General features: G+C 54.7%; 24 protein-coding genes. 2 read left to right on the top strand and 22 right to left on the bottom strand.

The features are described from left to right. Nucleotide 1 precedes the first annotated feature (1 nt). The 15 genes from SPV1_RS10065 to SPV1_RS10135 form a co-directional block, all read right to left on the bottom strand. Nucleotides 2-559, bottom strand: a complete 558-nt coding sequence (locus tag SPV1_RS10065) for a c-type cytochrome (protein WP_009851082.1) — start codon at nucleotides 557-559, stop codon at nucleotides 2-4. Next, on the bottom strand, nucleotides 556-1,089 hold the full coding sequence (locus SPV1_RS10070; protein WP_009851083.1) for a DUF3341 domain-containing protein: 534 nt from the start codon (nucleotides 1,087-1,089) through the stop codon (nucleotides 556-558). The genes SPV1_RS10065 and SPV1_RS10070 overlap by 4 nt, the downstream gene beginning before the upstream one ends. Next, nucleotides 1,086-2,468: a polysulfide reductase gene (locus SPV1_RS10075; protein ID WP_009851084.1), complete on the bottom strand. Its 1,383-nt coding sequence runs from the start codon at nucleotides 2,466-2,468 to the stop codon at nucleotides 1,086-1,088. Before SPV1_RS10075 ends, SPV1_RS10070 begins: the two co-directional genes overlap by 4 nt. 64 nt (nucleotides 2,469-2,532) lie before the next feature. After that, nucleotides 2,533-3,390 (bottom strand): 4Fe-4S dicluster domain-containing protein, encoded by an 858-nt coding sequence (locus SPV1_RS10080; RefSeq protein WP_009851085.1) that lies wholly within the window; start codon nucleotides 3,388-3,390, stop codon nucleotides 2,533-2,535. A 3-nt stretch (nucleotides 3,391-3,393) separates the two neighbouring features. Beyond that, nucleotides 3,394-5,679 carry a molybdopterin-containing oxidoreductase family protein gene (locus tag SPV1_RS10085; RefSeq protein WP_009851086.1) on the bottom strand — a complete coding sequence of 762 codons (2,286 nt, stop codon included), beginning with the start codon at nucleotides 5,677-5,679 and terminating at the stop codon, nucleotides 3,394-3,396. A 31-nt stretch (nucleotides 5,680-5,710) separates the two neighbouring features. Beyond that, nucleotides 5,711-6,463: a cytochrome c3 family protein gene (locus SPV1_RS14525; protein ID WP_009851087.1), complete on the bottom strand. Its 753-nt coding sequence runs from the start codon at nucleotides 6,461-6,463 to the stop codon at nucleotides 5,711-5,713. 162 nt (nucleotides 6,464-6,625) lie between these two features. After that, nucleotides 6,626-7,294, bottom strand: coding sequence for a ribulose-phosphate 3-epimerase (rpe, locus tag SPV1_RS10095; RefSeq protein ID WP_009851088.1), 669 nt, complete (start codon nucleotides 7,292-7,294; stop codon nucleotides 6,626-6,628). Between the two features lie 47 nt (nucleotides 7,295-7,341). After that, nucleotides 7,342-8,094, bottom strand: coding sequence for a DUF1573 domain-containing protein (locus tag SPV1_RS10100; RefSeq protein ID WP_009851089.1), 753 nt, complete (start codon nucleotides 8,092-8,094; stop codon nucleotides 7,342-7,344). Then, nucleotides 8,079-8,306: an Sdh5/SDHAF2/SdhE family assembly factor gene (locus SPV1_RS10105; RefSeq protein WP_009851090.1), complete on the bottom strand. Its 228-nt coding sequence runs from the start codon at nucleotides 8,304-8,306 to the stop codon at nucleotides 8,079-8,081. The genes SPV1_RS10100 and SPV1_RS10105 overlap by 16 nt, the downstream gene beginning before the upstream one ends. 421 nt (nucleotides 8,307-8,727) lie before the next feature. Then, nucleotides 8,728-9,438: a succinate dehydrogenase iron-sulfur subunit gene (locus SPV1_RS10110; RefSeq protein ID WP_009851091.1), complete on the bottom strand. Its 711-nt coding sequence runs from the start codon at nucleotides 9,436-9,438 to the stop codon at nucleotides 8,728-8,730. Continuing rightward, the gene (sdhA, locus tag SPV1_RS10115; RefSeq protein WP_009851092.1) at nucleotides 9,438-11,237 is read right to left on the bottom strand and encodes a succinate dehydrogenase flavoprotein subunit; all 1,800 of its coding nucleotides are present in this window, start codon (nucleotides 11,235-11,237) and stop codon (nucleotides 9,438-9,440) included. Before sdhA ends, SPV1_RS10110 begins: the two co-directional genes overlap by 1 nt. Before the next feature lie 16 nt (nucleotides 11,238-11,253). Continuing rightward, nucleotides 11,254-11,616: a succinate dehydrogenase, hydrophobic membrane anchor protein gene (gene sdhD, locus SPV1_RS10120; protein ID WP_009851093.1), complete on the bottom strand. Its 363-nt coding sequence runs from the start codon at nucleotides 11,614-11,616 to the stop codon at nucleotides 11,254-11,256. Next, a complete protein-coding gene (sdhC, locus tag SPV1_RS10125; RefSeq protein WP_040881817.1) occupies nucleotides 11,613-11,999 on the bottom strand; it encodes a succinate dehydrogenase, cytochrome b556 subunit in 387 nt (128 codons plus the stop codon). Before sdhC ends, sdhD begins: the two co-directional genes overlap by 4 nt. Before the next feature lie 64 nt (nucleotides 12,000-12,063). Continuing rightward, nucleotides 12,064-13,644, bottom strand: coding sequence for a bifunctional ADP-dependent NAD(P)H-hydrate dehydratase/NAD(P)H-hydrate epimerase (locus SPV1_RS10130; RefSeq protein WP_009851095.1), 1,581 nt, complete (start codon nucleotides 13,642-13,644; stop codon nucleotides 12,064-12,066). A gap of 30 nt (nucleotides 13,645-13,674) precedes the next feature. Continuing rightward, complete coding sequence (locus tag SPV1_RS10135) at nucleotides 13,675-14,037, bottom strand: VanZ family protein (RefSeq protein WP_009851096.1); 363 nt, start codon at nucleotides 14,035-14,037, stop codon at nucleotides 13,675-13,677. A gap of 311 nt (nucleotides 14,038-14,348) precedes the next feature. Between SPV1_RS10135 and SPV1_RS10140 the strand changes: the two genes are divergently transcribed. Both SPV1_RS10140 and SPV1_RS10145 read left to right on the top strand, forming a co-directional pair. Continuing rightward, on the top strand, nucleotides 14,349-14,732 hold the full coding sequence (locus SPV1_RS10140; protein ID WP_009851097.1) for a response regulator: 384 nt from the start codon (nucleotides 14,349-14,351) through the stop codon (nucleotides 14,730-14,732). Beyond that, complete coding sequence (locus SPV1_RS10145) at nucleotides 14,722-18,093, top strand: sensor domain-containing protein (RefSeq protein WP_009851098.1); 3,372 nt, start codon at nucleotides 14,722-14,724, stop codon at nucleotides 18,091-18,093. Before SPV1_RS10140 ends, SPV1_RS10145 begins: the two co-directional genes overlap by 11 nt. On the opposite strand, the gene acpS is transcribed toward SPV1_RS10145, so the two are convergent. Genes acpS through lepB form a run of 7 tightly spaced genes read right to left on the bottom strand, consistent with a single transcriptional unit; the run spans nucleotide 18,090 to nucleotide 22,692 of the window. Next, nucleotides 18,090-18,476 (bottom strand): holo-ACP synthase, encoded by a 387-nt coding sequence (gene acpS, locus SPV1_RS10150; RefSeq protein WP_009851099.1) that lies wholly within the window; start codon nucleotides 18,474-18,476, stop codon nucleotides 18,090-18,092. The genes SPV1_RS10145 and acpS overlap by 4 nt on opposite strands. A gap of 13 nt (nucleotides 18,477-18,489) precedes the next feature. After that, a complete protein-coding gene (locus SPV1_RS10155) occupies nucleotides 18,490-19,200 on the bottom strand; it encodes a pyridoxine 5'-phosphate synthase (RefSeq protein WP_009851100.1) in 711 nt (236 codons plus the stop codon). A gap of 38 nt (nucleotides 19,201-19,238) precedes the next feature. Beyond that, nucleotides 19,239-19,925, bottom strand: a complete 687-nt coding sequence (recO, locus tag SPV1_RS10160; protein ID WP_009851101.1) for a DNA repair protein RecO — start codon at nucleotides 19,923-19,925, stop codon at nucleotides 19,239-19,241. Between the two features lie 18 nt (nucleotides 19,926-19,943). Continuing rightward, nucleotides 19,944-20,849, bottom strand: coding sequence for a GTPase Era (gene era, locus SPV1_RS10165; RefSeq protein WP_009851102.1), 906 nt, complete (start codon nucleotides 20,847-20,849; stop codon nucleotides 19,944-19,946). Further along, nucleotides 20,842-21,531 (bottom strand): ribonuclease III, encoded by a 690-nt coding sequence (gene rnc, locus SPV1_RS10170; RefSeq protein WP_009851103.1) that lies wholly within the window; start codon nucleotides 21,529-21,531, stop codon nucleotides 20,842-20,844. The genes era and rnc overlap by 8 nt, the downstream gene beginning before the upstream one ends. Before the next feature lie 2 nt (nucleotides 21,532-21,533). Then, nucleotides 21,534-22,019 carry a hypothetical protein gene (locus SPV1_RS10175; protein WP_009851104.1) on the bottom strand — a complete coding sequence of 162 codons (486 nt, stop codon included), beginning with the start codon at nucleotides 22,017-22,019 and terminating at the stop codon, nucleotides 21,534-21,536. Between the two features lie 4 nt (nucleotides 22,020-22,023). After that, nucleotides 22,024-22,692 (bottom strand): signal peptidase I, encoded by a 669-nt coding sequence (gene lepB / locus SPV1_RS10180; RefSeq protein WP_009851105.1) that lies wholly within the window; start codon nucleotides 22,690-22,692, stop codon nucleotides 22,024-22,026. Between the last annotated feature and the right edge of the window lie 3 nt (nucleotides 22,693-22,695).

The following is a 22,695-nucleotide window of genomic DNA, read 5'->3' on the forward strand; positions in this document are numbered from 1 at the left end:
TCTACTCCTTACCCTTGTTTGCCTTGGAAGACAACACTTCCTTGGCGCGCTCTTCCTTGGTTTTGGCAACCATCTCCTTCTCAATCACGTTGCGAAGATAGTTAACCAAGTCCCAGCGCTCGCTAGGTGTCGTGTCGTAGCCATAACGCGGCATGATATAACTGCCGAATGTGATCGTACCCCAGATCCAGCCATCGCTCAGTTCCTTGACATAGTCTGAACTCAAATCCGCCGGCGTAGCTTCAAAGATCTTGCCGACAGGGCCGTTGCCTTTACCGGACTCGCCGTGGCAAGGCAGGCAGTAGATGGAAAACAGTGCATGACCTCTGTTAATGGAAGCCGGTGTAGCTTTAACCGGATTCTTCAGCCCTTCGGACGCATCGCGATCTGCGATTTTGGTCCATGGGCCACCTACCGGCACCGAGTCCTTCGGATAGGTATTGATAGGCGGTTCCTGAGGCTTAATGGAGGGTTGATTCATCAGGTCGCGCGACCATGGCCAGGCCAGAGCCGTCACAGGCAATGCAATAATGCAGATAAATAACAGAATCTTTCTCATTGTGTCACTTCCCTGATTTCCAAAGCGCCATTGCTTTGTAATGCTGTACGTACTTTTTCCATGTGTTCAGGCCGCATCTGAACTTCAATGCCGATGTGATCTTCACTGACCTTCTGGTTGTAATGCTTCTTCAGACGACGCGGCAGACCTGCGTAGATAAAGAATGCAATAATGGTGCTCAATACACCAAACAGAATGGTACCTTCATACATGATGACAATATCTGTCGGCAGAGGGATGACCGGTTTTCCGCCCTGCGGCTGAACCGTAAACATCGCCTGTGCAGCAGCTGCTACCAGCAGGAAGGCGCACAATGTACCGGTGATGGCGCCAAAGAAGGTAAAGCGCTGAATCGGCTGATTAAAGTGACCCAGCATCTCTTCCACTTCCGGATGCTCGATCGGTGAGTAAAGCTCGATGTTCTCCACAATCATCTCTTTAAGATCGAGCATTTTGAGTTCAGCAACAGCGTCCCTGGCCTTGTCAAAGTCCTCGTATGTGGCAAAAAGCAATTGCTTTTTTCTTCTCATGCCAAGCCTCCCTCAGAACGCATCACTTCATCCTTGATCTTGCCGATATCTTCCATCTCATCGCGAGAGCTTGCATGCCTGCGATGGAAGACCATCTCCTTCACTTCATACATCGACACACTTGGGAAGATCTTACAGAAGATCAGGAAGAGCATGGTAAACCAGCCGAAGCTCGCAGCCGTCAGTGTCAGCTGTACCGTGCCCGGCCATACTACAGCCCATGTCCATGGCTCGTGGTTGCTGGCCAGTGGCGGACTAACGATCTGGAAACGCTCCAGCCACATACCCAGCTGCAGAACCAGTGACAGCCAGAACATTGCCCACATATTGTGACGGAACTTCTCAAAGGCCATCGCAAACGGTGCAACCATAGCGCAGAGCAACATGCCCCATACAACCGGTGCGTACGGACCGATGAACTTCTGAATCAGTACTTCCTTCTCGAACATATCGTTGGAGTACCAGATCGAAGCGTACTCACCGAGGTTGAGGAAGTTCCAGACCATGGCAATCGCAAATGTCAGTTTTGCGGTCTTATCCATAATCTCGGTAGTCATATATGCTTCAAACTTGAATATATAGCGGAGCATGACAAACAGCGTGATGATAGCTGCACAGCCTGAGTAGAGCGCGCCGGCCACAAAGTAAGGCGGGAATGAAGTGATATGCCAGTCAGGCATGATCGACATGGCAAAGTCGGAAGCCACGATCGAGTGAACCGACACAGCCAGAGGAACCAGGAAGCAGGCGATCAGCACGTAAGTCTTGCGGAAAGCCATCCACTCGGTAGCACGTCCCATCCAGCCTACAGACAATGCGGTATACAACTTCTTGCGCCATCCCTTGGCATTATCACGACAGATCGCAAGATCCGGAATCATACCGACATAGAGGAACAGGATTGAGCTCAGTGCGTAGGTAGTAATTGCGGCGGCATCCCATAACAGCGGCGAACGGAAGTTCGGCCAGATGGTGTGCTGATTCGGGTAAGGCAGAACCCAGTACATATACCATACACGACCCAGATGGATCACCGGAAAGATTGCAGCAGTCAGAATGGAGAACAGGGTCATTGCCTCTGCAAAGCGGTAAATCGGCTTTCTCCAGTCGGCTTTCGTCAGCAGCAGGATCGCCGACAACAATGTACCTGAGTGACTCATGCCGATCCAGAATACAAAGTTCGAGATATAGAGCTGCCAATAGTGCGGCTTGTCCATCAATGCCACACCCAGACCATGCTTGTACTGGTAAACCTCTGCAGCCACGCCGCATAGAACCAGAGCAATACACACGGCTAATACGATCCAGAATGCAGCTCTGGGCGACTCAAGGCTGGCTAGAACATCCTTGTTGATCCTCGCCCATTCAATGTCTTTCATACTGTATGAACTCATTTAAATTATTCCCCTCTTCCGCAAGAATCTGAATTTCGCGAAACGCGAATCAAGCTTCTGTATCGCGTACGCGATCCAGATACATGACACACGACTCTGTATTCAACTCTTCAAGCACACGGTAACCGCGCACATCCTCACTCTTGTCCTGCTCATAGCGATCCAGCTCGACCTGATGCGATGCCCAGGATTTTTTAACCTTGCTCTCGGGATCCTTCAGGTTCCCGAAGACAATAGCCTGAGTCGGACAGCCCTGCTGACAGGCAGTCATCAGAGTGCCGTCTTCGACATGCTCCGGATGCCCTGCATCTTCGGCCGCATCCTTGGCAGCACGAATGCGCTGTACGCAGAATGTGCACTTCTCCATCACACCCTTATCGCGAACGCTCAAATCCGGATTCAGCTGCATTTCAAGCGGGTGCGGCAGATCCTTCCAGAATTCAAAGAAGTTGAAGTAACGTACCTTGTACGGGCAGTTATTGGCGCAGTAGCGGGAACCGACGCAGCGGTTATATACCTGCGTATTCAGTCCGTCCGGCGAGTGATAGGTAGCCGCCACAGGGCAGACAGGCTCACACGGCGCATGATTACACTGCTGACACATCATCGGCAGGTAGTGCGCACCACGCTCAGGGAAATCACTTGCCTCTTCCTGTTCAATCTCAGGTGTACCTTCAGGCTCGGTCCAGTAGCGCTCAATGCGCATCCAGTGCATGGAGTGGCCGCTTCCGCAACGCTCCTTGCCAACAACCGGCAGGTTATTTTCGGCATAACAGGCAGTCACACACGCGCCGCAGCCAATGCACTTGTTCAGGTCAATGGCCATACCCCACATATAGGGTTCTTCCGCGTAATAATCCTGCTGACGCAGCCGGGACCAGTTTTCCAGCATCCGTTTCAGTGCCATGGTTTAAGCCCCCTTTTCCGTAAGATCAAAGTTCTCGGCTGTGGTTGTTTTAACAAGTTCACGTCCGGCCTGTGTGCTGGTGTTACTTTCCAGAACAAGGTCACCATTTGCCAGCGTAACCAGCTTGCCGCGACTCTCAATCTTGGCAACCTTCACATCCGTTGCATAGGTCGCCAGCTCACCTGTTTTACCGTCAAACAGGGCAGCCAGGATACTGAACGGGTTGACACCTACGCCCTTGGCGTAGCGGCCATATTCGGTATGACCCTGACCCAGCGGAATTGCTACTGCATCCGGATGAATACCCGGGAAGACCACGACCTTTACCTTGGCCTTGCCTGCAGATGATTCGACCTGGACAACATCGCCGGTAATGACACCCAGCTTTTCGGCCGTTTTAGGGTGAATCTCAATCCACGAGTCCCACACCACCTCGGTCAACTGATCCGGAAGCTCCTGCAGCCATGGCACATTGGCATGACGGCCATCCCACAGACCGAGTCTGGCTGACGGGATCAGGCGGAACGGATAATTGGCATTGGCCTTCTCTGCCGGCAGAGTGACTGCAGAGACCTTTGCTTCAATTTTCGCAGCCTTGGCAACCTTCATCTGCACAAAACCGTCGGAGAGAATACCCTGCTTGAAGGCCTCCTCTTCGGTCTGGCCCGGCACCGAAGGTTTATACTGCTTCACCAGCGCCGGACGCATGGTCCACAGAGCGCCCATGACATAGGCCTGATAACTGTCCCACTGCTTGAAATTCGGATCCATATGCTTGAGCACATCCAGCATCAGATCACCGAACGAGCGTGTTGCATGGCTGCCGAACACAGGGTTCATAACAGGCTGCTGCAGGCCGAGATAACCATCGGTAGCGGCATACGCCGGCATCGTGGTATTCCACTCCTCCAGATAGGAGTGAACTGGCAGAACCAGGTCGCAGGCCATGGTTGTTTCATCCGGGAACATCGAGAACGAGATACGGAATTTAGCCTTATCAAATGCCTTATCCGCCTGCATGAAGCCCGGTGCCTGATACAGCGGGTTGCTGCCGAATACGACAACCGTATCAAAGCTGCCCTTATTCAGGCCATCAACCATCGCCTTGACTTCAGACCAGCCGCCCATACGCGGCGCCAGAGCAGGAAACGGATCTTCGCTACGTGGCAAAATCGTTTCACCGACATTACCCAACAGCACGTTCAACATCAGAATCGCACGCGCTGTCTCGAAACCATGCTGTACGCCTTCAGCACTCGCACCGGACAGGACAAGTGATGGCGAGCGATCGGTCATCAGATGATGCAGGTGATGGATTCGCTCAACCGGGATATCACACAGCTTCGCTACTTCGTCAACGTTTACATCCTTCAGGGATGCAACCACATCTGCGGGAACCCTGTCGGCATATTCAGATTTTTGTACAAGCAGTGAGGCCAGTGCCAGAGCCAGATGCCCTTCGGTACCCGGACGTGCAGGAATCCAGCGATCCGCATTGGCGCCGGTCAGTGTCATCTTCGGCTCAATCTGCACCAGTGTACCGCGCGGTGCATTGCGGAACTCAGCATATTGGGTGGAAAACTGCACCGGTGACATCCATGTGCCCAGGAAATCCGCACCAAACGACACAATCAGCCTGGCTTTATCAAAATCCAGTCGCGGCATGTAAGAGCCGAACATCTCCTGATTAGCCGCATGACCCACTGCCGGTGGCAGCGTATCAAATACAAAATGGTTCTTTGCTCCGGCAGCCGCCAGATAGGCATCCACCAGGGCTCTGTGATGTCCACTGGTTGCGCCGCTCAGCCATGCCAGCTTTGCATTTTTGCGTCCCAGGTTTTTTCTCAGCACATCTTCCGCTTCATCCCAGGAAATCTCTACCAGCTTACCACCCTTGCGCAGCATCGGCTTGGTCAGGCGGTCCGGATTATAATGGGACTGCAGGCCTGCCTGTCCCATCGGACAGAGTCGACCATGATTCACATCTGAAACGGGATTGCCTTCCAGCTTCAGAACGCGACCTTCGCGAATGCGTGCATGCACACCACACCCTGCCGGACACTGTCGACAGGTGGATGCATAATACATCTCGATACCGGGACGCACATAATCCTGCGGGTCAACATTCGGCTCGACTTTTTCCTTGCGAACCTCGATATCCACTTCATTAATAATATCGGTGTCTCCACAGCCGCTGAGAACAAGCGCACTGCCCGCTGCGCCACCAAGACCCATCGCCTTTATAAAGCTGCGGCGAGTCCAGTTGCTGCTCGATTTGTTTTCGCTCATCTTCAAATCTCCTATTCCAACGCCGTCTTTATTACTTGTGGCACTGCCAGCAATCATGCGGCGCGTGAACGAGATGGTCTCTCACCTCGGCAGGCAAACGATCTGTCAACTTTTTGACTTCGGCTGCCTTCATAGTTACAGGATGCTCCGGATCCAGCACAGCTGGCTGTGGGAACTCCACCTTCATCACAGGCTTGTCCGTAGCGGCGACCGGAGACATCCAGCGCTCTGCAGGCATTGGCTTGCCGATATCCGACTCACCCTGAAACTGTGTATGACAACTCAGGCAGAAGCCCATGGTCAGAGCCTTAACCTTCCTGCCGACGGTGAATGTCTTAACATCGCCATGACACATCGCGCAAACCTGCTGGGTAGGCCGGCCATCCTTGAAAATAAAGCGCTGAACATGTCGCTTGTGAGAAAAATAGACGAAGTCAGGCAGGTCATGCACCTTCAGCCATGGAATAGGCTTCTTCTGCTCCCAGTAGGTAAACAACTTCTGAATACGAGGTTTATCACGCACCGAAGGAAGGTGCTGATGGCAGCCAATACATTTGGCCACAGGGGGTATGCCAGCCACAATACTGCGCCGCGCATAGGTATGACAATACATACAATTTATACCGAACTTGCCGGCATGCCGGTCATGCGGAAATTCGATCGGCTGCGGTGCATTACTTACATCATCCGCCCATGCGCCGAAGGGGAGCAAACACCCCGCAGCAAATACCAACACGGTCCACGCCAGCCTGAATGACCAGGTCGCACTTATTCCTTGACGCATATCGAGAACCCCTCCCTTTTTGCTTCCTATAATTAATAACTACTTGTCTGGCGAACGGGGGATACACTACACAATATCCGCACGCCAATCCAGCCCAAACATTAACCACTATTCATCTTATATTTAACCCCTATGATACTAGGGGAAATTCGCCTGTCAGGCTTAAACGTTGGTGCCCAACGCCCTCAATTCTGCAATAGCAGCCGCATAATCCGGCGTATTGTAAACCGCTGAGCCGGCCACCAGAGCATCCGCACCAGCGGCTGAAACCTCGGCAATTGTTTTAACGTTAACGCCGCCATCGACTTCCAGCCAGGCATCACAACCGGCATCGTCCAGCATCTTGCGCGCCTGACGAATCTTCGGGGTCACAGCATGGATATAGGACTGACCGCCGTAGCCCGGGTTCACACTCATCAGCAACACCAGATCCACACAGTGCAGCACATGCTGAATGGTCGATACAGGCGTGGCAGGATTCAGGCTGACGCCCGCCTTCTTGCCCAGCGAGCGGATCAACTGCAAGGTGCGCTCCAGATGCGTACATGCTTCCTGATGCACGGTAATAATATCAGCGCCGGCATTGGCGAAGAATTCAACCTGCGTATCCGGATGATTCACCATCAGATGCACATCAATCGGCTTACTGGTATGACTGCGGATAGCCTTGCATACATTATCGCCAATGGTAATCGGCGGCACGAAGGAGCCGTCCATAACATCGAAGTGAATCCAGTCGCATCCACCCTCATCTATCGCACGAATCTCTTCGCCCAACTTAGCAAAGTCGGCCGACAGAATGGACGGCGCAATGACCAGATCTTTCTTCATGTGTGATCCCCCTCGAAATTTGGTAGCGATTTATAGCGTCAGGCAGCTCATTCGTCCAGCGTTAATAGCCACCGGCTGAGCACGGCTATCTGATCCGGACTCAGGGGACCCCCGTGCTCCTTTGCGAAACCCGGCATATGCCGGCTGCCTGTTCCCGCGGCAATGACCGCGGCCAATAATCCTGCATCCTTATGTCCGGCCAGCTTCGGCGCATAGGCTCCCTGCCCGTTTGCCCCGTGACACATTACACAAACAGCCTGATAGATAGCCGGCCCCGTACTCTTTCCCGCAGCCGGCGCAAAATGACACGAGCCGCACTTGCCATCGAAGATACTCCGCTTTGACCCGACCATATGCGGGTTCTCCGTCACCTCAAGCGTCAACCATGCCCTGCTGCGGTGGCCGTGAGCATCCGTGAGCTCCACCCACTTGCGCACATCATTCTCCTTGGCAAAGGTATCGACTGTGACCCTGATACGCGTAAATCCGCCCGGCATCAGCAGGCGCTGCTCCGGCTCGGCAACGGAGCAACCGCAGGATGTGGTCACGGCAACGATATTTTCCATCTGATCCCCTGCATTACGCACACGCAGAAAAACAACAGCCTTATCGCCCTCTTTGACAGAACCCCCATCAACATGGTCTGGTTCAAACACGAGCTGCGATGGCTCTGCTTCAAGATCCGCCGAATGCACGGGCGGCTGTTGTTCCGCCATGCCGCCCTGCTTCATCGCCTCGCCAGCCGGAGCACAGGCCACCAGCATCAGCAATAACAGTGTGTAAATCAGTTTATCAGCCACGGCTTAAGCACCTCCGGAACAGGGGATTCACCATGCATCATGGCCTGCAGGAGAGGAGGTTCACAACACAGCAGCGACTCGATCGCATCAACGACACCGGCAAGCTGAAAATCCGCCTGCATTAATCCGGCCAGCCAGGCATCGAGCTCCAGCATACCCTGTCTGTTCAAACGGTAACGTAGTCGGCGAATTGCCAGTTCAGATTCCTGCATCTCGTAAACCTATGGGTCCCTTCCCCGAATGACAAACCCGACCGGATCCTCAACCTGTATTTATCACCACGAAGAACATAGAAGAGCAAGCGCCGAACCAGCGTTGAGCCACAGAGCCCGCGAAAGACACTCATGAACACAAGAGACCTGAAGTCTACACACTACATCACGTTCTGTGCGTATGACATGTCTTTCCCTCTCGGTGTCCTTTTCCAAAAACAAAAACCTCTATCGCGCGCCGGAAGCTTCGGATGTAGCGCTTCAGTCGATGATAGGGCTACGAACACGTATCCCTCTGAGTCCTCTGTATAATCAGCGGCGAGAGTTTTTGACTATGATTGATATCCGTGCTGAACAGATTACAAACAGTAAAAGGATTTCCTCCGTGTCCTCTGTGTCCTTCGTGGTAAAAACGATCTTTTCAGGACTTGCGGGCCAGGATTTTGCGCTTGATATTATCAATGGCCGCCGTCGGGTTGAGATCTTTCGGGCAGGCTTCCATACAGTTCATGATCTGATGGCAGCGATAGAGGCGAAATGCATCCTCCAGCTGATCCAGTCGCTCACCCATGGCCTCGTCGCGCGAATCGACAATCCAGCGATTGGCCTGCAACAGCGTGGCAGGCCCCAGAAACCGATCGCCGTTCCACCACCAGGAAGGACAGGATGTCGTACAGCAGCCGCACAGAATACACTCATACTGGCCATCAAGCTCCGCACGCTGGCCAGGCGTCTGCAGTCGCTCATGCTCCGGCACCGGCGTAGTGGTCTTCAGCCAGGGCTGAATCTGGCGGTACTGATCGAAGAAGTGATCCATATCGACAACCAGATCGCGAATCACCTCCATGCCCGGCAACGGCCGCACATGAATCGGCTGTTTCAGACCGGCAATCGGCGTAATGCATGCCAGCCCGTTAATACCATTGATATTCAGCCCGTCGGAACCACAGACACCTTCACCGCAGGAACGACGATAGGTTAACGTACCGTCCAGTTTCCACTTGATATAATTAAGCGCGTCCAGCAATTTCATGCCGGAGCCGGAAAGTGGTACTTCATAGGCCTGCATAAACGGCTTATCGTCCTTTTCAGGATCATAACGGAAAACGGAGAGCTTGATCATTTCAGACATCAATAGACCCTCTTCTTCGGCGGAAATGATGCGACCGTCATCGGCTTCATGCGCACAGGCTTGTAATCGAGCGTCACACGGTCATCACGGATCGTCGCCAGCGTATGCCTGAGCCAATCCGTATCATCACGCTCCGGATAGTCGTCACGGGCATGAGCTCCGCGCGACTCCGTGCGCGCCAGCGCACCTGCAGCGGTCACCCGGGCCAGCGCCATTAAATGCTCCAGCTCCATAGCCTCAATCAGTTCGGTATTAAAAATCCGGCTGCCATCGGTGAGTACGGCCTCTGTATCCATTTCAGCCGCCAGCGCCTCAATCCGCTGCACCCCTTCAGCCATCACTTCCTCGGTACGATAGACGCTGAAGTGCTCCTGCATAATCGTCTGCATACGCAAGCGCACCTCTGCAACAGGTAATCCACCCTGCCTCTGTGCACTGCGCAACCACCCCTCAACGCGCTCCACACCCTTCCGCCAGCAATCCTCCGCCAGTGTCGGGTGATAACGGTGCTGCTTCAGTCGCTTGAGCACCTGATTGCCGCAGGCGCGACCGAAGACAACAATCTCAAGCAGTGAGTTACCACCCAGCCGGTTGGCGCCGTGTACGGACACGCAGGCCGCTTCACCGATCGCATATAAACCCGGATAGCTCGCCTCTTCTCCGTCATCACCTTTACAGACCACCTCACCGAATCGGTTGGTCGGTATGCCGCCCATGGTATAGTGCATGGTCGGCTGCACCGGAATCGGCTCTCTGGTGCAGTCCACGCCGGCAAAACGCAGGGCCAGCTCATGAATATTGGGCAGCTTGGATAAAATCAGTTCTTCGCCCAGATGATCCAGCTTGAGCAGCACATGATCCCTGTTCGGGCCGCAGCCGCGGCCCTCCCGTATCTCCAGCGCAATAGCACGCGACACCACATCACGGCTGGCCAGATCTTTTGCCGTCGGCGCATACCGCTCCATAAAACGCTCGTTCTCCGAGTTGAGCAGATAACCGCCCTCACCGCGCACACCCTCGGTAATCAACGGGCCGACATCAGCGATGCCGGTCGGATGAAACTGGAAGAACTCCATATCCTCAACTGGCAACCCGGCCCGTACGGCCAGCGCACCACCATCTCCGGTGCAGATATGGGCGTTGGTTGTCATCTTGAAAATACGTCCGGCGCCACCTGTTGCCAGCACCACCGCCTTGGCCTGAAACATATGATATGTACCACGAGCGATATCCCAGGCCATGACGCCCTGACAACCATCCTCGTCGGTGATCAGGTCAAGGGCAAAAAACTCCTGATAGAAATGCGTGCCTGCCCTGAGGTTCTGCTGGTAAAGACTATGCAGGATCGCATGGCCTGTCCGGTCGGCTGCAGCACAGGTGCGCGATGCCTGGCCACCCTCACCGAATTCCCGCGACTGGCCGCCGAACGGCCGCTGGTAGATTGTGCCGTTCTCCAGACGTGAAAACGGAACGCCCTGATGCTCCAGTTCACGCACCAGCAGCGGCGCAGCCCTGCACATATATTCAATAGCATCCTGATCGCCGAGATAGTCGGAGCCCTTGATCGTATCATACATATGCCACTGCCAGTGATCGGAGAGCACATTGCCCAGTGACGCATTGATACCGCCCTGTGCCGCCACCGTATGTGAACGTGTCGGCAACACCTTGGTGATCACCGCCACACGATGGCCGGCGTCAGCCAGCTGCAGCGCACAACGCATGCCTGCACCACCGGAACCGATAATCACCACATCGTGAAAGTGGTGCTCCACCTTGTCCGTGGATAAATATGACATCGTTAAACTCCCACCGTCAGCCGCCCCAGGCCCAGATAATTGCCATCCACCAGATACCGAAGCCGGACATCATGACCAGCATCCCTCCAATCAGGCTGACACGCCAGCCGATGGCCGGCACATAATCTTCAATCATCACTTTCAGGCCCATATAGGCATGAATAATCAGCGCGAAAATCAGGATGGTATGAAGCAGACGGGAAACGAAATGATCGACAATATCGAGTAGTCCGAATTGATCGACCACACCGGCATAGACAAGGATCAGCACCACAAAGGGCAACGGCAGCAACACAGCCAGCACCACTGCGGAAAGGCGCTGCAAATACCAGTCTCTGAAGCCGCTGCGGGCGGATCCGGGTTCTTTGACCAGCCTCATAGCAGTATCCCGAGTATCAGAGCAATAACGAGCGTCAGAGCAATAACGATGCGGGCCGACAGGCGCATCATCTGTCGAGACTCACACCATCCGGCATCAATCGAGAGAAAGCGCAATCCGTTACAAAAATGAAAAAACAGCGCGATACCGGCCAACCACAGGGAGAGCTTACCCAGTTCCGAATGGAGCCAGGACTGCGCCTGTACAAAATCTTCCGGACTGCCTGTCATGCCATGCAGCAACCATAAATAAAGCGGCACAAACAACACCAGTACCAGGCCGCTGGCCCGATGGACAACACTGGCCAGCATCGTCGCCTGCCAACGATAGATCGATAGCCGTGGTGACAATGGCCGCTGTTTCATCTTGCCCACATTATTCACGCCTCAACCCTCCTTCACGGATTCGTGCATAGCTGCAACAACACAGCCTACGCGCCCTCCCCCTTCAGTCACCATGTTTCCTTTCGATACCCTGACGCAGGCCTGCCACCATGCCGGCCAACTCTCCGGCCAGATACCAGCCGTTCTGCTCACCGGCCTCTCCATGCAGGCCGACCCCGGCACCAAGCATCATGCCGACATCGGTATCATTTCTGTAACAAACTGCCAGCTGACGCCCCAGCATACCAGCCAGCACATCACCGGAGCCTGCCACCGCCAGTTGCGGAGAGCCGGAGGGATTGAGCATCACATCGCCCTGTGGTGAGGCGATCAGAGTTTCATTGCCCTTGAGAACCACCCAGCATGCATAACGTTTGCAGAGCTTCAGCACCGCTTTTTTGCGATCCGACTGAATATCATCCACCGTGCATGAAAGCAGGCGGGCCGCCTCGCCCGGATGCGGTGTCAACACCGTCAAGCTGTCGCGTTCACTCACGCGCGATTGCAGAGCTGCATCGGCAGCGATCATGTTCAATGCATCAGCATCCAATAATAACGGGCGATCCACATCCAATAGTCGGGCCAGCAGTGTAGTCTGGGCGCAGCCCCAGCCGGGGCCTGCAACAATGGCATCTGCCTGATCAATCAGACCATCCCCTTCACGCATCCATGCACCCGATGACTGGCTATGCACCATCGTTTCCAGAGAGCCGGAAGCCACCACTGGGTAGACATCATCCGGGCACACCACGCTGACCAGACCGGCACCGGCAGCCAGCGCCCCCAGCGATGCAAGGCGCGGCGCTCCGGTAAAGCCGGCCGACCCGCCAAAAATCCAAACGCGGCCGAAATTTCCCTTGTGGGACAAGCGGTGTCGCTTCGGCCAGGCCTGTCCTATCATATCTGAATGAATAAAGCAGGCGCTGCGCAGCACTGTGGAACCCTTGCTTACCGATGGATCCGGCACAGCCGCCCATGCACGACACAGGGTTTCATCTTCTACACCTATGGCTGAGGCAGGCAGCAGTCTGCCTGAGAATTCCGGGCCAACGCCCATCCAGTAACCCCATTTATAGGCGGCAACAGGCAAGGTGAAATCGGCCTTTACCGCATCCCCCATCACCTCACCGCTATCGGCGTTGAGACCACTGGCGATATCAATACTGAGTACTGGCCGGTCGGCCTGATTAATCTGGGCGACCGCTTTGGCAAGGCGTCCACTCAGCGGACGGGTGAGGCCTGTACCAAACATGGCATCAACGACCATCACTGCGCGTAACAACCAGCGATTCAACTCGGCAAAGCATCTGTCTGATGAGGCATCTCGCAGTTTGGCGCCGGCTTCCCTGGCCAGTTCAGCATGCATCAGTGTGTCGCCGCCCAGTGTGTCCAGCGGCACCAGCATCACCAGCGTGACGGGAATGCGCCTTGAACGAAGATAGCGTGCGGCGGCAAATCCATCACCACCATTATTACCCGGCCCGATCACGATAACCACGCGTCCGAAATCCGGCATATAATCCAGCACGGCGTCGGCAACCGCCCGACCGGCCCTGTCCATCAACTCGAAGCCGGATATCCCTGCCTCTGTTGTTGTCATATCCGCCCAACGCATCTGGTCGGCACTTAAAATACGTACACTCATTCATCCCTCCGTTCACCTGACATCCCTCGATCAGGTTGCCTTTGCACCCCTTTTATACAACAAGCTTACCAACAATATAGCGCCGGCAGTATCAGCCAACCAGTCAAACACACTGGCATCACGTCCGGCCACAAAGGACTGATGCCACTCATCCGAGATACCGTAGAGCGAGCAGAACAGCACCGCTCCAGCCGTGCGGTACAACATACGGCTACCTGGCCATGAGTGCCAGAACAGACAGCTCATGCCGGCGTAGGCTGCAGCATGTATCAATTTATCCTGGCCACTAAAGGCAAGAGGTACGGGCAGATGAGATTGAGCAGACAAGGCATAAATCAACAGACAATAAAGCACCAGACACAGCCTCCATGCCCAACGTACATACACGCTCATCCCCCTCTACCCATCAACACCCTCCAGCCTCATCAAAGCAAAAATCATGCGACCAGCTTAACCAAATCCCCCCCCGTTCGTCCAGATCTCACAACAGACAGGCACACACGGCGTGGGGTAATTAAATACTAAAGCAGCCGCCCCTCATGACGATATATATGTATCGTTCCATACTGCTTGCCTCGAGTTATCTGCTAACCCGAATATGCCCGGCGCAAATAGCCCACACCCACTCACCTGACAGACAAGGAGCTGAGAGCCAACATAATGAAATACTTGCACGACCAGATGTTTGCCATGAGTTTACAGCTATGAAACGCATCCTTGTCATCGAAGATCAAACCTCCATTCGCGAGATCGTCTCTGATCTCCTGCGCGAGTTCGAACTGGCAGATACGGTTGCAGAAGCTGACTCCATTGAACAGGCGCGACAGCTGCTGGCAGATGCCTGCTGGGATGCAATCATTACCGACATGAGCCTGAGCGACGGCAACATTCTCGACCTGATTGAATCTATGCAACTGCAAGGCTATGCCTTCCCGCCCATCCTGCTGATGAGTGGTTTCCTCTACGGCGAGTCGGAACTGCGGGCAAGAAAAACGGGCATCCGCCACATTCTTTCCAAGCCATTTGTTCCCAGTAAATTGATCGACTGCGTACAGCTGATGCTCGAATCGGGCCGGCATGCCAAATAGTCGCAGCACCGCCTCCACCCTGTTTCGTTACAGCTGGCTGTACATTCTGCTCATCGGACTACTGATCAATTTCGGTAGCTACCGCCACATGCAGAATATGAACGAGAAAATCATCGGCAATGCAATTGCACTGCACAGTCAGGTAAAGACGGATGCCATCAGGGCAGAGCTGCAGCAACACCTGGATGCCACTCAGGCCATCATGGCCTTCATACACGGTGAACTTGACTCACGCACCCATCTGGAAAAAAAAGAAGCCGTCACATTTTTCCGCGCTCTGCTGGACATTCACCCCACTGAACTCAACGCCGTATCACTGATTCCCCCGCCGGCAATGGGAGAGCCGCTGACCATACGTCAGAACGATATCGTAGTGGTTACCCCGCTGCCGCAGGCCTCACAACTCAGGCAGATCGCAGCGGGCGATAGCACAAGCTGGCAAATAGAACAGGTCGCGGATCACACTATTCTGCGTATCATTATCGCCACAGGTGTGGCTGATCATCGCGCTTATGTCGTTAGCGACTGGAACCTTCAGGCGCTGTTCGAAACTGCCATATCCAATACGCCGATCGCAGGTCTGAACATCAATATTGAGATGCTGCGCAACCACCGACAGCAGCATCTTCTCACCCATACTTCACGCATGGGTAGCGGGAAACAGGTCGGTCTGGAGCAGTATGCGTGGCACGGCGGCTTTGATCTTTCCGGCGCTCACTTTATGATCAATGCTGAGCCTGTTCCTGAACTGGTTGAACAATTTCCCGACAATATGGCCCACTGGACCCTGGCGCTGGGATTACTCACAACGCTCTTACTGATGCTGCTTTTGTTCAACCGCAGCCGTGTTGACGAACAACTACAGAAAGAGTTGTCGCAACGTACCGGGGAGCTCTCTGCGGAACGTCATAAGCTTGCTGCCGTCATCGACCATGCCCTTGAGAGCATTCTCGTCACCGATGAGGAGGGCCGGATTCTGCTCGCAAATCCGGCTTCAAACGAACTGTTCGGTTATGATGAGCAGACCTGGCAGGAGCTATCTGTTCTAAAGCTGCTGATGGATCATAATGCATCGCCCACCAGCCTGCATAACTGGTTAAGTGAGCAGGCCGGCAATCACAGCAGCACCGGAGTGGTTCGGGAAATGCAGGGCCGGCGCAGAGATGGTTCGATATTTCCATGCGAAGTCGCCATACATGCTTTTACCGCAGCAAACAAACGCCGATGCTCCATTGTCGTACGTGACATGACCGAACTTACACGGCGTCAATGGGTACAAACTACGCTATTGAAGCTGCGTACCACCAGTCAGGCAAGCTCGCCGCTGCACACACGCCTGAAACAGATACTGGAAGATATGCTGATGGATCCATGGCATGCATCAGCACAGGCCGGCGCTATTTTTACTGCGCGCGGGAAGCAGCAATGGCTTACTGCCAGCTTCGGTTGGAGCGCTGCCGAGAAAAAGCAGCATATTACCGTGCCCGTGAATCAATGCCTCTGCGGCAATACCCCCGGCTCGTGTGCAGAGAGCCTGTGTATTCCGATCAAACACAACAATAGTCCGCTCGGCCTGCTCCATTTGCAACTGCAACCGGAGGGCCCGACACCACAGGAGTTCCTCCGTTTCTGCCAGCAGGCAGCAGAAATTATTAGCGAGATGTTATTGCGCGAGCATATACGTCAGGCTCTGGAAGAGAGTGAAAACAAACATCGTCAGCTGGTTGAAACCACACCGATGGGTATCGTGATTTATTCGAATAATAAAATATGCTATATCAACCCTGCCGCTGTAACGATGCTCGGAGCAAGCGGTGCCGGTGAGATTCTGGGGCAGGCTGTGCTCAGTTTTATCGTGCCGGATGATCGGGAAGCCGCATCCGCAGACCTTCACACTCTGCAGCAAGGTGGATATGTTCAGCCGACGGAAGAGCGTTTTCAACGTCTGGATGGCAGCACCTTCTGGGGCGAGCTGCGCGGTGTTCCCGTTGAATATGAGAGTCAGCCGGCGGTGCAATTGCTGATCCAGGATATCAGTAGTCGTAAAGAGGCGCAGGAGCAGTTACGCCTGCTATCCTATTCCGACGAGCTCACAGGACTACCCAACAGGCGTCTCTATAGTGACCGGGTGGAACAGGCGTGCAGCATGGCTCGCCGCAGGAAACGACCGATATCACTGCTCTTCCTTGACCTCGACCGATTCAAGCTCATTAACGACACCCGGGGCCATGCCTGCGGTGATATGGTTCTCAAAACCGTTGCCAACCGTCTGCTGCAAACGCTGCGCGTCTCGGATACCGCAGCGCGCATGGGCGGCGATGAATTCGCCGTCCTGCTGCCTGAAACAGAACCTGACAAGGCGTTGCGTGTTGCCGGCAAGCTGATTGCGGCCCTGAATCAGCCGATTCTGATCGGTAATCAGGAGCTCATCATTGGCGCAAGTATCGGACTGGCCTCCTTCCCCGCCGATGGTGAGGACGGTGAGACCCTGCTCAAACACGCAGACAGTGCCATGTATTATGCCAAACAAAACCGCCTGAACATCCACTGTTTTTCTTCCGTCATGGAGGCTGTGGCCCAGCGACGGATGCAACTCGAAGACAGCCTCAGGCTGGCCGCCGGGTCAGGACAACTGAGCCTGCACTATCAGAGTCAACACTCCCTTGCAGAGGGCACAATCACCGGCATGGAGAGCCTGATGCGCTGGCATCATCCGGAGCTGGGCAACATCTCTCCGGGCGAATTTATCCCGCTGGCCGAGGAGACGGGGCTGATTCGATCCATTACAGCCTGGGCCATTACCGAAGCCTCCCGTCAGGCACTGGTCTGGGAGGAGGCAGGCATTCGCCCCGAGCGCATCAGCATTAATATTTCAGCCGCAGAACTGATGCAGCAGAACCTTGCCAGCGAAATCCTGACACTGATCCGTGGAAGCGGTGCAAAACCGGAGTGGATTGAGATCGAAATCACTGAGACCGCAGCCATGAATCAGCCCGAAACAGGCATCGGCATTATGCGCGAACTGGTAGAGGGTGGCGTTTCGATTGCCATAGATGACTTTGGCACAGGCTACTCATCACTGGCCTACCTTAAGCAATTACCTGCTGACCATCTCAAAATCGATATCGCTTTTATCAGAAACCTGCCGGATGATGCTGAGGATGCCGTCATTGTACGTACCATTATAGCCATGGCACACGCGCTGGGTATGACGGTCGTTGCCGAGGGTGTGGAAACGCAGGCGCAACTGGATTTTCTGCGTCAGGAGGGGTGTGACGGCATTCAGGGCTACCTGCTGGGTAAACCATTACCGGCAGATGAAACGAGCACGATGCTGGCCAACAGCAATCTCGCCGTTTAAGAGTCTAATTCAGCTACGACAAAAGCCATGGCAATGCCGTCATCATCGGTCAGCGACACATGCACCGCCGTGACCCCCTGCTTCTCCGCAACCCGTCTGGCACCACCATATAGCGTGACAGCAGGCTTGCCTGAGGGCAGGTGAATCGTCTCTATATCCCGGGGCGCCACCCCCTGGTGAAAGCCGGTTCCCAGTGCCTTGGAGACCGCCTCCTTGGCCGCAAACAACATGGCAAAGCGTCGGGACGGATTACCTTTGGCCTGCGACTGCGCTATTTCGGCATCGGTATAGATGCGCTGCAGAAAACGTGTGCCAAAGCGCTCAACCGAACGATTAATACGTGCAATAACCACACGGTCCACACCAATACCGGCAATCGTCATCAGCAAGCACCCATCAACGAATCATCACCGCCCGGAAATCTGCAACCGCCTGATGCAACCCCTTGAAAATCGCATCAGCAATAATGGCATGGCCGATATTGAGCTCTTCAACCTCGGGAAGTGCACAGATCGCAGGTGTATTCTCCAGCGTCAGGCCATGTCCTGCGTGAACCAACAGGCCGAGATCTGCAGCCAGTTTTGCGCCATCGGCAAGTGCAGCCAGCTCTCTGACCTGTGCTGCCCCCTGATAATTCGCATAATGGCCCGTATGCAGCTCAACAACAGCCGCCCCGATCTCCCGGCTTGCCCGAATCTGCTCGGCAACAGGATCGATAAACATCGATACGCGCACACCGGCGGCGGAGAGGCGCTCAACAGCCGCAGCCATACGGGAGTGTTGACCCACCACGTCCAGCCCACCCTCTGTGGTCAGCTCCTCACGCTTTTCCGGTACCAGACAGCACGCTTTAGGCTTCAATCGCTCACAGATAGCCACCATCTCGTCGGTAACGCCCATTTCCATATTCAGATGCAGGCCATCGATAGCAGCCAGTCCTTCAATATCACGATCCTGAATATGACGTCGATCCTCACGCAGGTGCGCGGTAATGCTGTTGGCCCCGGCAGCAAGGCAGATTGATACCGCCGCCAACGGGTCCGGATAAGCCGTCCCGCGCGCCTGGCGGATCGTTGCAATATGGTCAATGTTTACACCAAGATGCATCCATACTCTCCTGTCATACATTCATTCTCTATTTCTGCTTATCCATGCTGCCGGAAGCTGTCCGGCAGTTTGACGCCGTGTTCACGCAGAACAAGTCCGATCATCATACGCCAGCTCTCCCTGTCCCTTGCTGCCATATGAATGTTCGACTGTCGGATCACGCCGGCCATGCCTTTTCTCAACCCTGCAGATATCTCCATCCCCTCACCGCAATGCTCGCACACCAGATGCGCATGTTGCCACTGCATCGGTACATCCGCGGCTATCATATCACCGCAAAGCCAGCAGTGTGACAAATCCCCCAGCCATCCCGCCCGCTCCAGCATCAGCCACAATGCGGCACATTGGCCTTCATCCGCATGGCGATCAGCAAGTAACGACAGGGCTTCATGCAGCTCATGATAGCCGTGAGGGTCCCCGTCCTGAAACAGGGTACTGCTAACAGCGATCAGCTCCAGTGCCGGGAGCATGCGCGACTCATCCACCAGCTGTTCTCCGCGGCTGATATCTGTCAACGTCCCCATCCCACTGCGTCCGGGTCGCCAGGTAATATGCAGGCGATACAGCGGTGCCAGTGTGGCGCGAAAAATGCTTTTAGGTCGCCTGGCACCGCGCGCCATGACAGTAATGCGCCCGTGCCCGGCAGTAAGGATATGACATATCAGTGATGTCTCACTAAAGGGGATACGCCTGAGCAGCAGGCCATCATCGGATATTTCAGCCATCTGCTGTGGCCGCCATCCCTAGTCCGCACCCAGCCCCAGATCCGACAACTTGCCCGGATGGTTGAACCAGTCCGCATCCACCCTGACCCACAGGTTCAGATGAATCCGGCAATCCAGCAATTTCTCCAACCCCATTCTTGCCCGCGTACCAATATCCTTCATACGTTCGCCGCCCTTACCGATCACCATCGGTTTATGACGCTCACTACCGACCAGAATTACCGCATCAATCTCGACAGATCCGCCATGCTCTTCAAAACGTTCAATATCAACAGCCGTCTGGAACGGAATCTCCTGCTGCATGGCCAGAAACACCTGCTCACGCACATATTCAGCCGCCAGCTGACGCTGGCTCTGATCGGTAAACCAGTCGGGATCATGCAGTGGCGGCTGCTCCGGCAGCAACAGCGTCAACTGATCCAGCAATGTTTCAATCTGTACGCCGCGTCGGGCCGAAACAGGGATATAGGCTGTAGCACCCGGGTCGAGCTGCTGCATCATGGCCAAACGCGGCAGCAGCGCCTCTTTTTTAATGGCGTCCACCTTATTCAGCACATGGATACGCGGCTGCTTCAGTCGCCCGTCGGCAAAGCGTTCGATCAACTCGCGCGTGACGCGATCCAGCGGACAGGTCACATCCTGCATAATAGCCAGCACATCCGCCTCTTCTGCCGCGCCATAGGCTATACGCACCATATTGCGGTTGAGCTGCTTGTCGCCCTTGTGGATGCCCGGTGTATCGACAAAGATGAGCTGGCGTGCATCATCGTTGTAGATACCGAGGATTCGGTGGCGCGTGGTCTGCGGCTTGGGCGTTACAATCGCCACCTTGGCCCTGATAATATGGTTCATCAGGGTGGACTTTCCGACATTCGGTCGCCCCAGCAGGGCCACCGTGCCACAACGGAATGCTGTATCACTCATCTGTTAATTTACTCCATGCCTGTTCAGCGGCTGCTATTTCGGCCAGTTTTTTTCGCTCGCCACTGCCGTGACCCACAACCTTCTCCTGCACACTGCAAGTCGCTTCAAAGCGCGGTTGATATCCGACGCCGCGATCAACCAGTACGTATTCAGGCAGACCCCAGCCTTTACCCTGCGTCAACTCCTGCAAACGACTCTTGGCATCGCGCGGATCCACCCTGCCGATATCATCCAGCATCGGCCGCCATGCTGTAAGCACAACCCGTCGCGACGCATCCCAGCCGGACTCCTCAAACACCGCACCGATCACAGCTTCGACAGCATTGGCTACAATCGATGGTGACTTGATGCCGTATTCGCCGCGCTCACCATCACCGACAATCAGGCAGGCAGAGAGCCGCCAGTCGGAGGCGACCACCAACAGGCTATCGCGACAGACAAGGTTTGCGCGCATACGCGAAAGCTGGCCTTCAGGCTCTTCAGGAAAACTTTGATGCAGATATTCGGCTACCACCAGTCCGAGCACGGCATCGCCGAGAAATTCAAGACGTTCCAGATCTCCGGAGACTGCACTACGCAGAGCCGAACAATGGGTCAGAGCCCGCTTCAACAGTGCCGGGTTATTAAACCTGTATCCAATCACCTGCTGCAACTGCTGCAGTCCTGTCGCCGCTCCGGTCATCCTTACGGGCCTGCATGGGGCGAAAAGTGCAGCACAACACGTGCCCGATCACGCCATTTATCCATCCCCGTCAGGCTATGAGGATCATAGTCACCATGCGCATCCATCGCTTCAACCGGCCCAAGCAGCCAGACCGTTTCACTGTAGGAGGACCAGATTTCAAGGCCCTTCTCGTCATCTGCTATCTCCAGGTTCACATAGAAACTGGCGGGCAGGTCCCCGTCTTCAATGTAGTTCAGCTCAAACAGGCGCGGCAGACTGGCTCGCACCGCAGCCACGTCGTCAACACCCTCAGGGTGATTTTTGATGATACCGTCAAAGACTGCCTGTACTTTCCAGTCGACATAATAAAAATGCGCAAACTTCATGCCGTTCCATGAAGCAATCCCCAGAATAACCAGCCAGATCATCACCTTGATCAGCGAATAACCACGCTGACTATCGTCCGGCCGCCGCACCCGCTCAGGGCAGTCTGTGGTGTTCAGCATCAGGCTACTCAATCAGATGCCCCAGACGATCCCAGCGCGGCGCACCTTTCACACTGTCCCATGACCACCAGATGATCGCTGCCCGCCCTACCATGTAAGACTGCGGCACAAAGCCCCAGAAACGCGAATCGCGGGAGTTATTGCGGTTATCACCCATGGCAAAATACATATTCGGCGGCACAGTCCATTCGCCATCCTTGATTGAAAAGTGCTTACGCAGCACCGCGTGTTTTACCCCGTCCAGATCCTCTTCATACAGACCGGACACATCCGCGCTGCCGTCACCCATGAAATAGGTCCGCTCACCCTCCTGCACCAGCGGCATCTCCTTGCCATTCACATACAGGCGATTCTCGCGATAAACGATATGATCGCCGGGCAGACCGACAATACGCTTGATATAATCCTTGCTCTTGTCATCCGGATACACGAATACCGCCACATCGCCCCGCTTCGCCTGCTTCGACAGCAACTGGATATCCGTAAACGGAATGCGGAAGCCATAGGTATAACGCAGAACGAACAGATAGTCGCCTACCTCCAGTGTCGGCACCATACTGGATGACGGAATTTTAAACGGCGCCACAATAAAGCTGCGGATTACAATGGCCAGCAATGCAATCACAATCAGGCTTTCCAGCCATTCCCGCCAAACCGGTTTATTACTCTTCATTAC

It is taken from the genome of Mariprofundus ferrooxydans PV-1 (assembly GCF_000153765.1).
Taxonomy (GTDB): Bacteria; Pseudomonadota; Zetaproteobacteria; order Mariprofundales; family Mariprofundaceae; genus Mariprofundus; species Mariprofundus ferrooxydans.

Bases quoted from the DNA above. Each gene is read 5' to 3' on its own strand.
- SPV1_RS10065 (WP_009851082.1), bottom strand. From the start codon at position 559: ATGAGAAAGATTCTGTTATTTATCTGCATTATTGCATTGCCTGTGACG.
- SPV1_RS10070 (WP_009851083.1), bottom strand. From the start codon at position 1,089: ATGAGAAGAAAAAAGCAATTGCTTTTTGCCACATACGAGGACTTTGAC.
- SPV1_RS10075 (WP_009851084.1), bottom strand. From the start codon at position 2,468: ATGAAAGACATTGAATGGGCGAGGATCAACAAGGATGTTCTAGCCAGC.
- SPV1_RS10080 (WP_009851085.1), bottom strand. From the start codon at position 3,390: ATGGCACTGAAACGGATGCTGGAAAACTGGTCCCGGCTGCGTCAGCAG.
- SPV1_RS10085 (WP_009851086.1), bottom strand. From the start codon at position 5,679: ATGAGCGAAAACAAATCGAGCAGCAACTGGACTCGCCGCAGCTTTATA.
- SPV1_RS14525 (WP_009851087.1), bottom strand. From the start codon at position 6,463: ATGCGTCAAGGAATAAGTGCGACCTGGTCATTCAGGCTGGCGTGGACC.
- rpe (WP_009851088.1), bottom strand. From the start codon at position 7,294: ATGAAGAAAGATCTGGTCATTGCGCCGTCCATTCTGTCGGCCGACTTT.
- SPV1_RS10105 (WP_009851090.1), bottom strand. From the start codon at position 8,306: ATGCAGGAATCTGAACTGGCAATTCGCCGACTACGTTACCGTTTGAAC.
- SPV1_RS10110 (WP_009851091.1), bottom strand. From the start codon at position 9,438: ATGTCTGAAATGATCAAGCTCTCCGTTTTCCGTTATGATCCTGAAAAG.
- sdhA (WP_009851092.1), bottom strand. From the start codon at position 11,237: ATGTCATATTTATCCACGGACAAGGTGGAGCACCACTTTCACGATGTG.
- sdhD (WP_009851093.1), bottom strand. From the start codon at position 11,616: ATGAGGCTGGTCAAAGAACCCGGATCCGCCCGCAGCGGCTTCAGAGAC.
- SPV1_RS10130 (WP_009851095.1), bottom strand. From the start codon at position 13,644: ATGAGTGTACGTATTTTAAGTGCCGACCAGATGCGTTGGGCGGATATG.
- SPV1_RS10135 (WP_009851096.1), bottom strand. From the start codon at position 14,037: ATGAGCGTGTATGTACGTTGGGCATGGAGGCTGTGTCTGGTGCTTTAT.
- SPV1_RS10140 (WP_009851097.1), top strand. From the start codon at position 14,349: ATGAAACGCATCCTTGTCATCGAAGATCAAACCTCCATTCGCGAGATC.
- SPV1_RS10145 (WP_009851098.1), top strand. From the start codon at position 14,722: ATGCCAAATAGTCGCAGCACCGCCTCCACCCTGTTTCGTTACAGCTGG.
- acpS (WP_009851099.1), bottom strand. From the start codon at position 18,476: ATGACGATTGCCGGTATTGGTGTGGACCGTGTGGTTATTGCACGTATT.
- SPV1_RS10155 (WP_009851100.1), bottom strand. From the start codon at position 19,200: ATGCATCTTGGTGTAAACATTGACCATATTGCAACGATCCGCCAGGCG.
- recO (WP_009851101.1), bottom strand. From the start codon at position 19,925: ATGGCTGAAATATCCGATGATGGCCTGCTGCTCAGGCGTATCCCCTTT.
- era (WP_009851102.1), bottom strand. From the start codon at position 20,849: ATGAGTGATACAGCATTCCGTTGTGGCACGGTGGCCCTGCTGGGGCGA.
- rnc (WP_009851103.1), bottom strand. From the start codon at position 21,531: ATGACCGGAGCGGCGACAGGACTGCAGCAGTTGCAGCAGGTGATTGGA.
- SPV1_RS10175 (WP_009851104.1), bottom strand. From the start codon at position 22,019: ATGCTGAACACCACAGACTGCCCTGAGCGGGTGCGGCGGCCGGACGAT.
- lepB (WP_009851105.1), bottom strand. From the start codon at position 22,692: ATGAAGAGTAATAAACCGGTTTGGCGGGAATGGCTGGAAAGCCTGATT.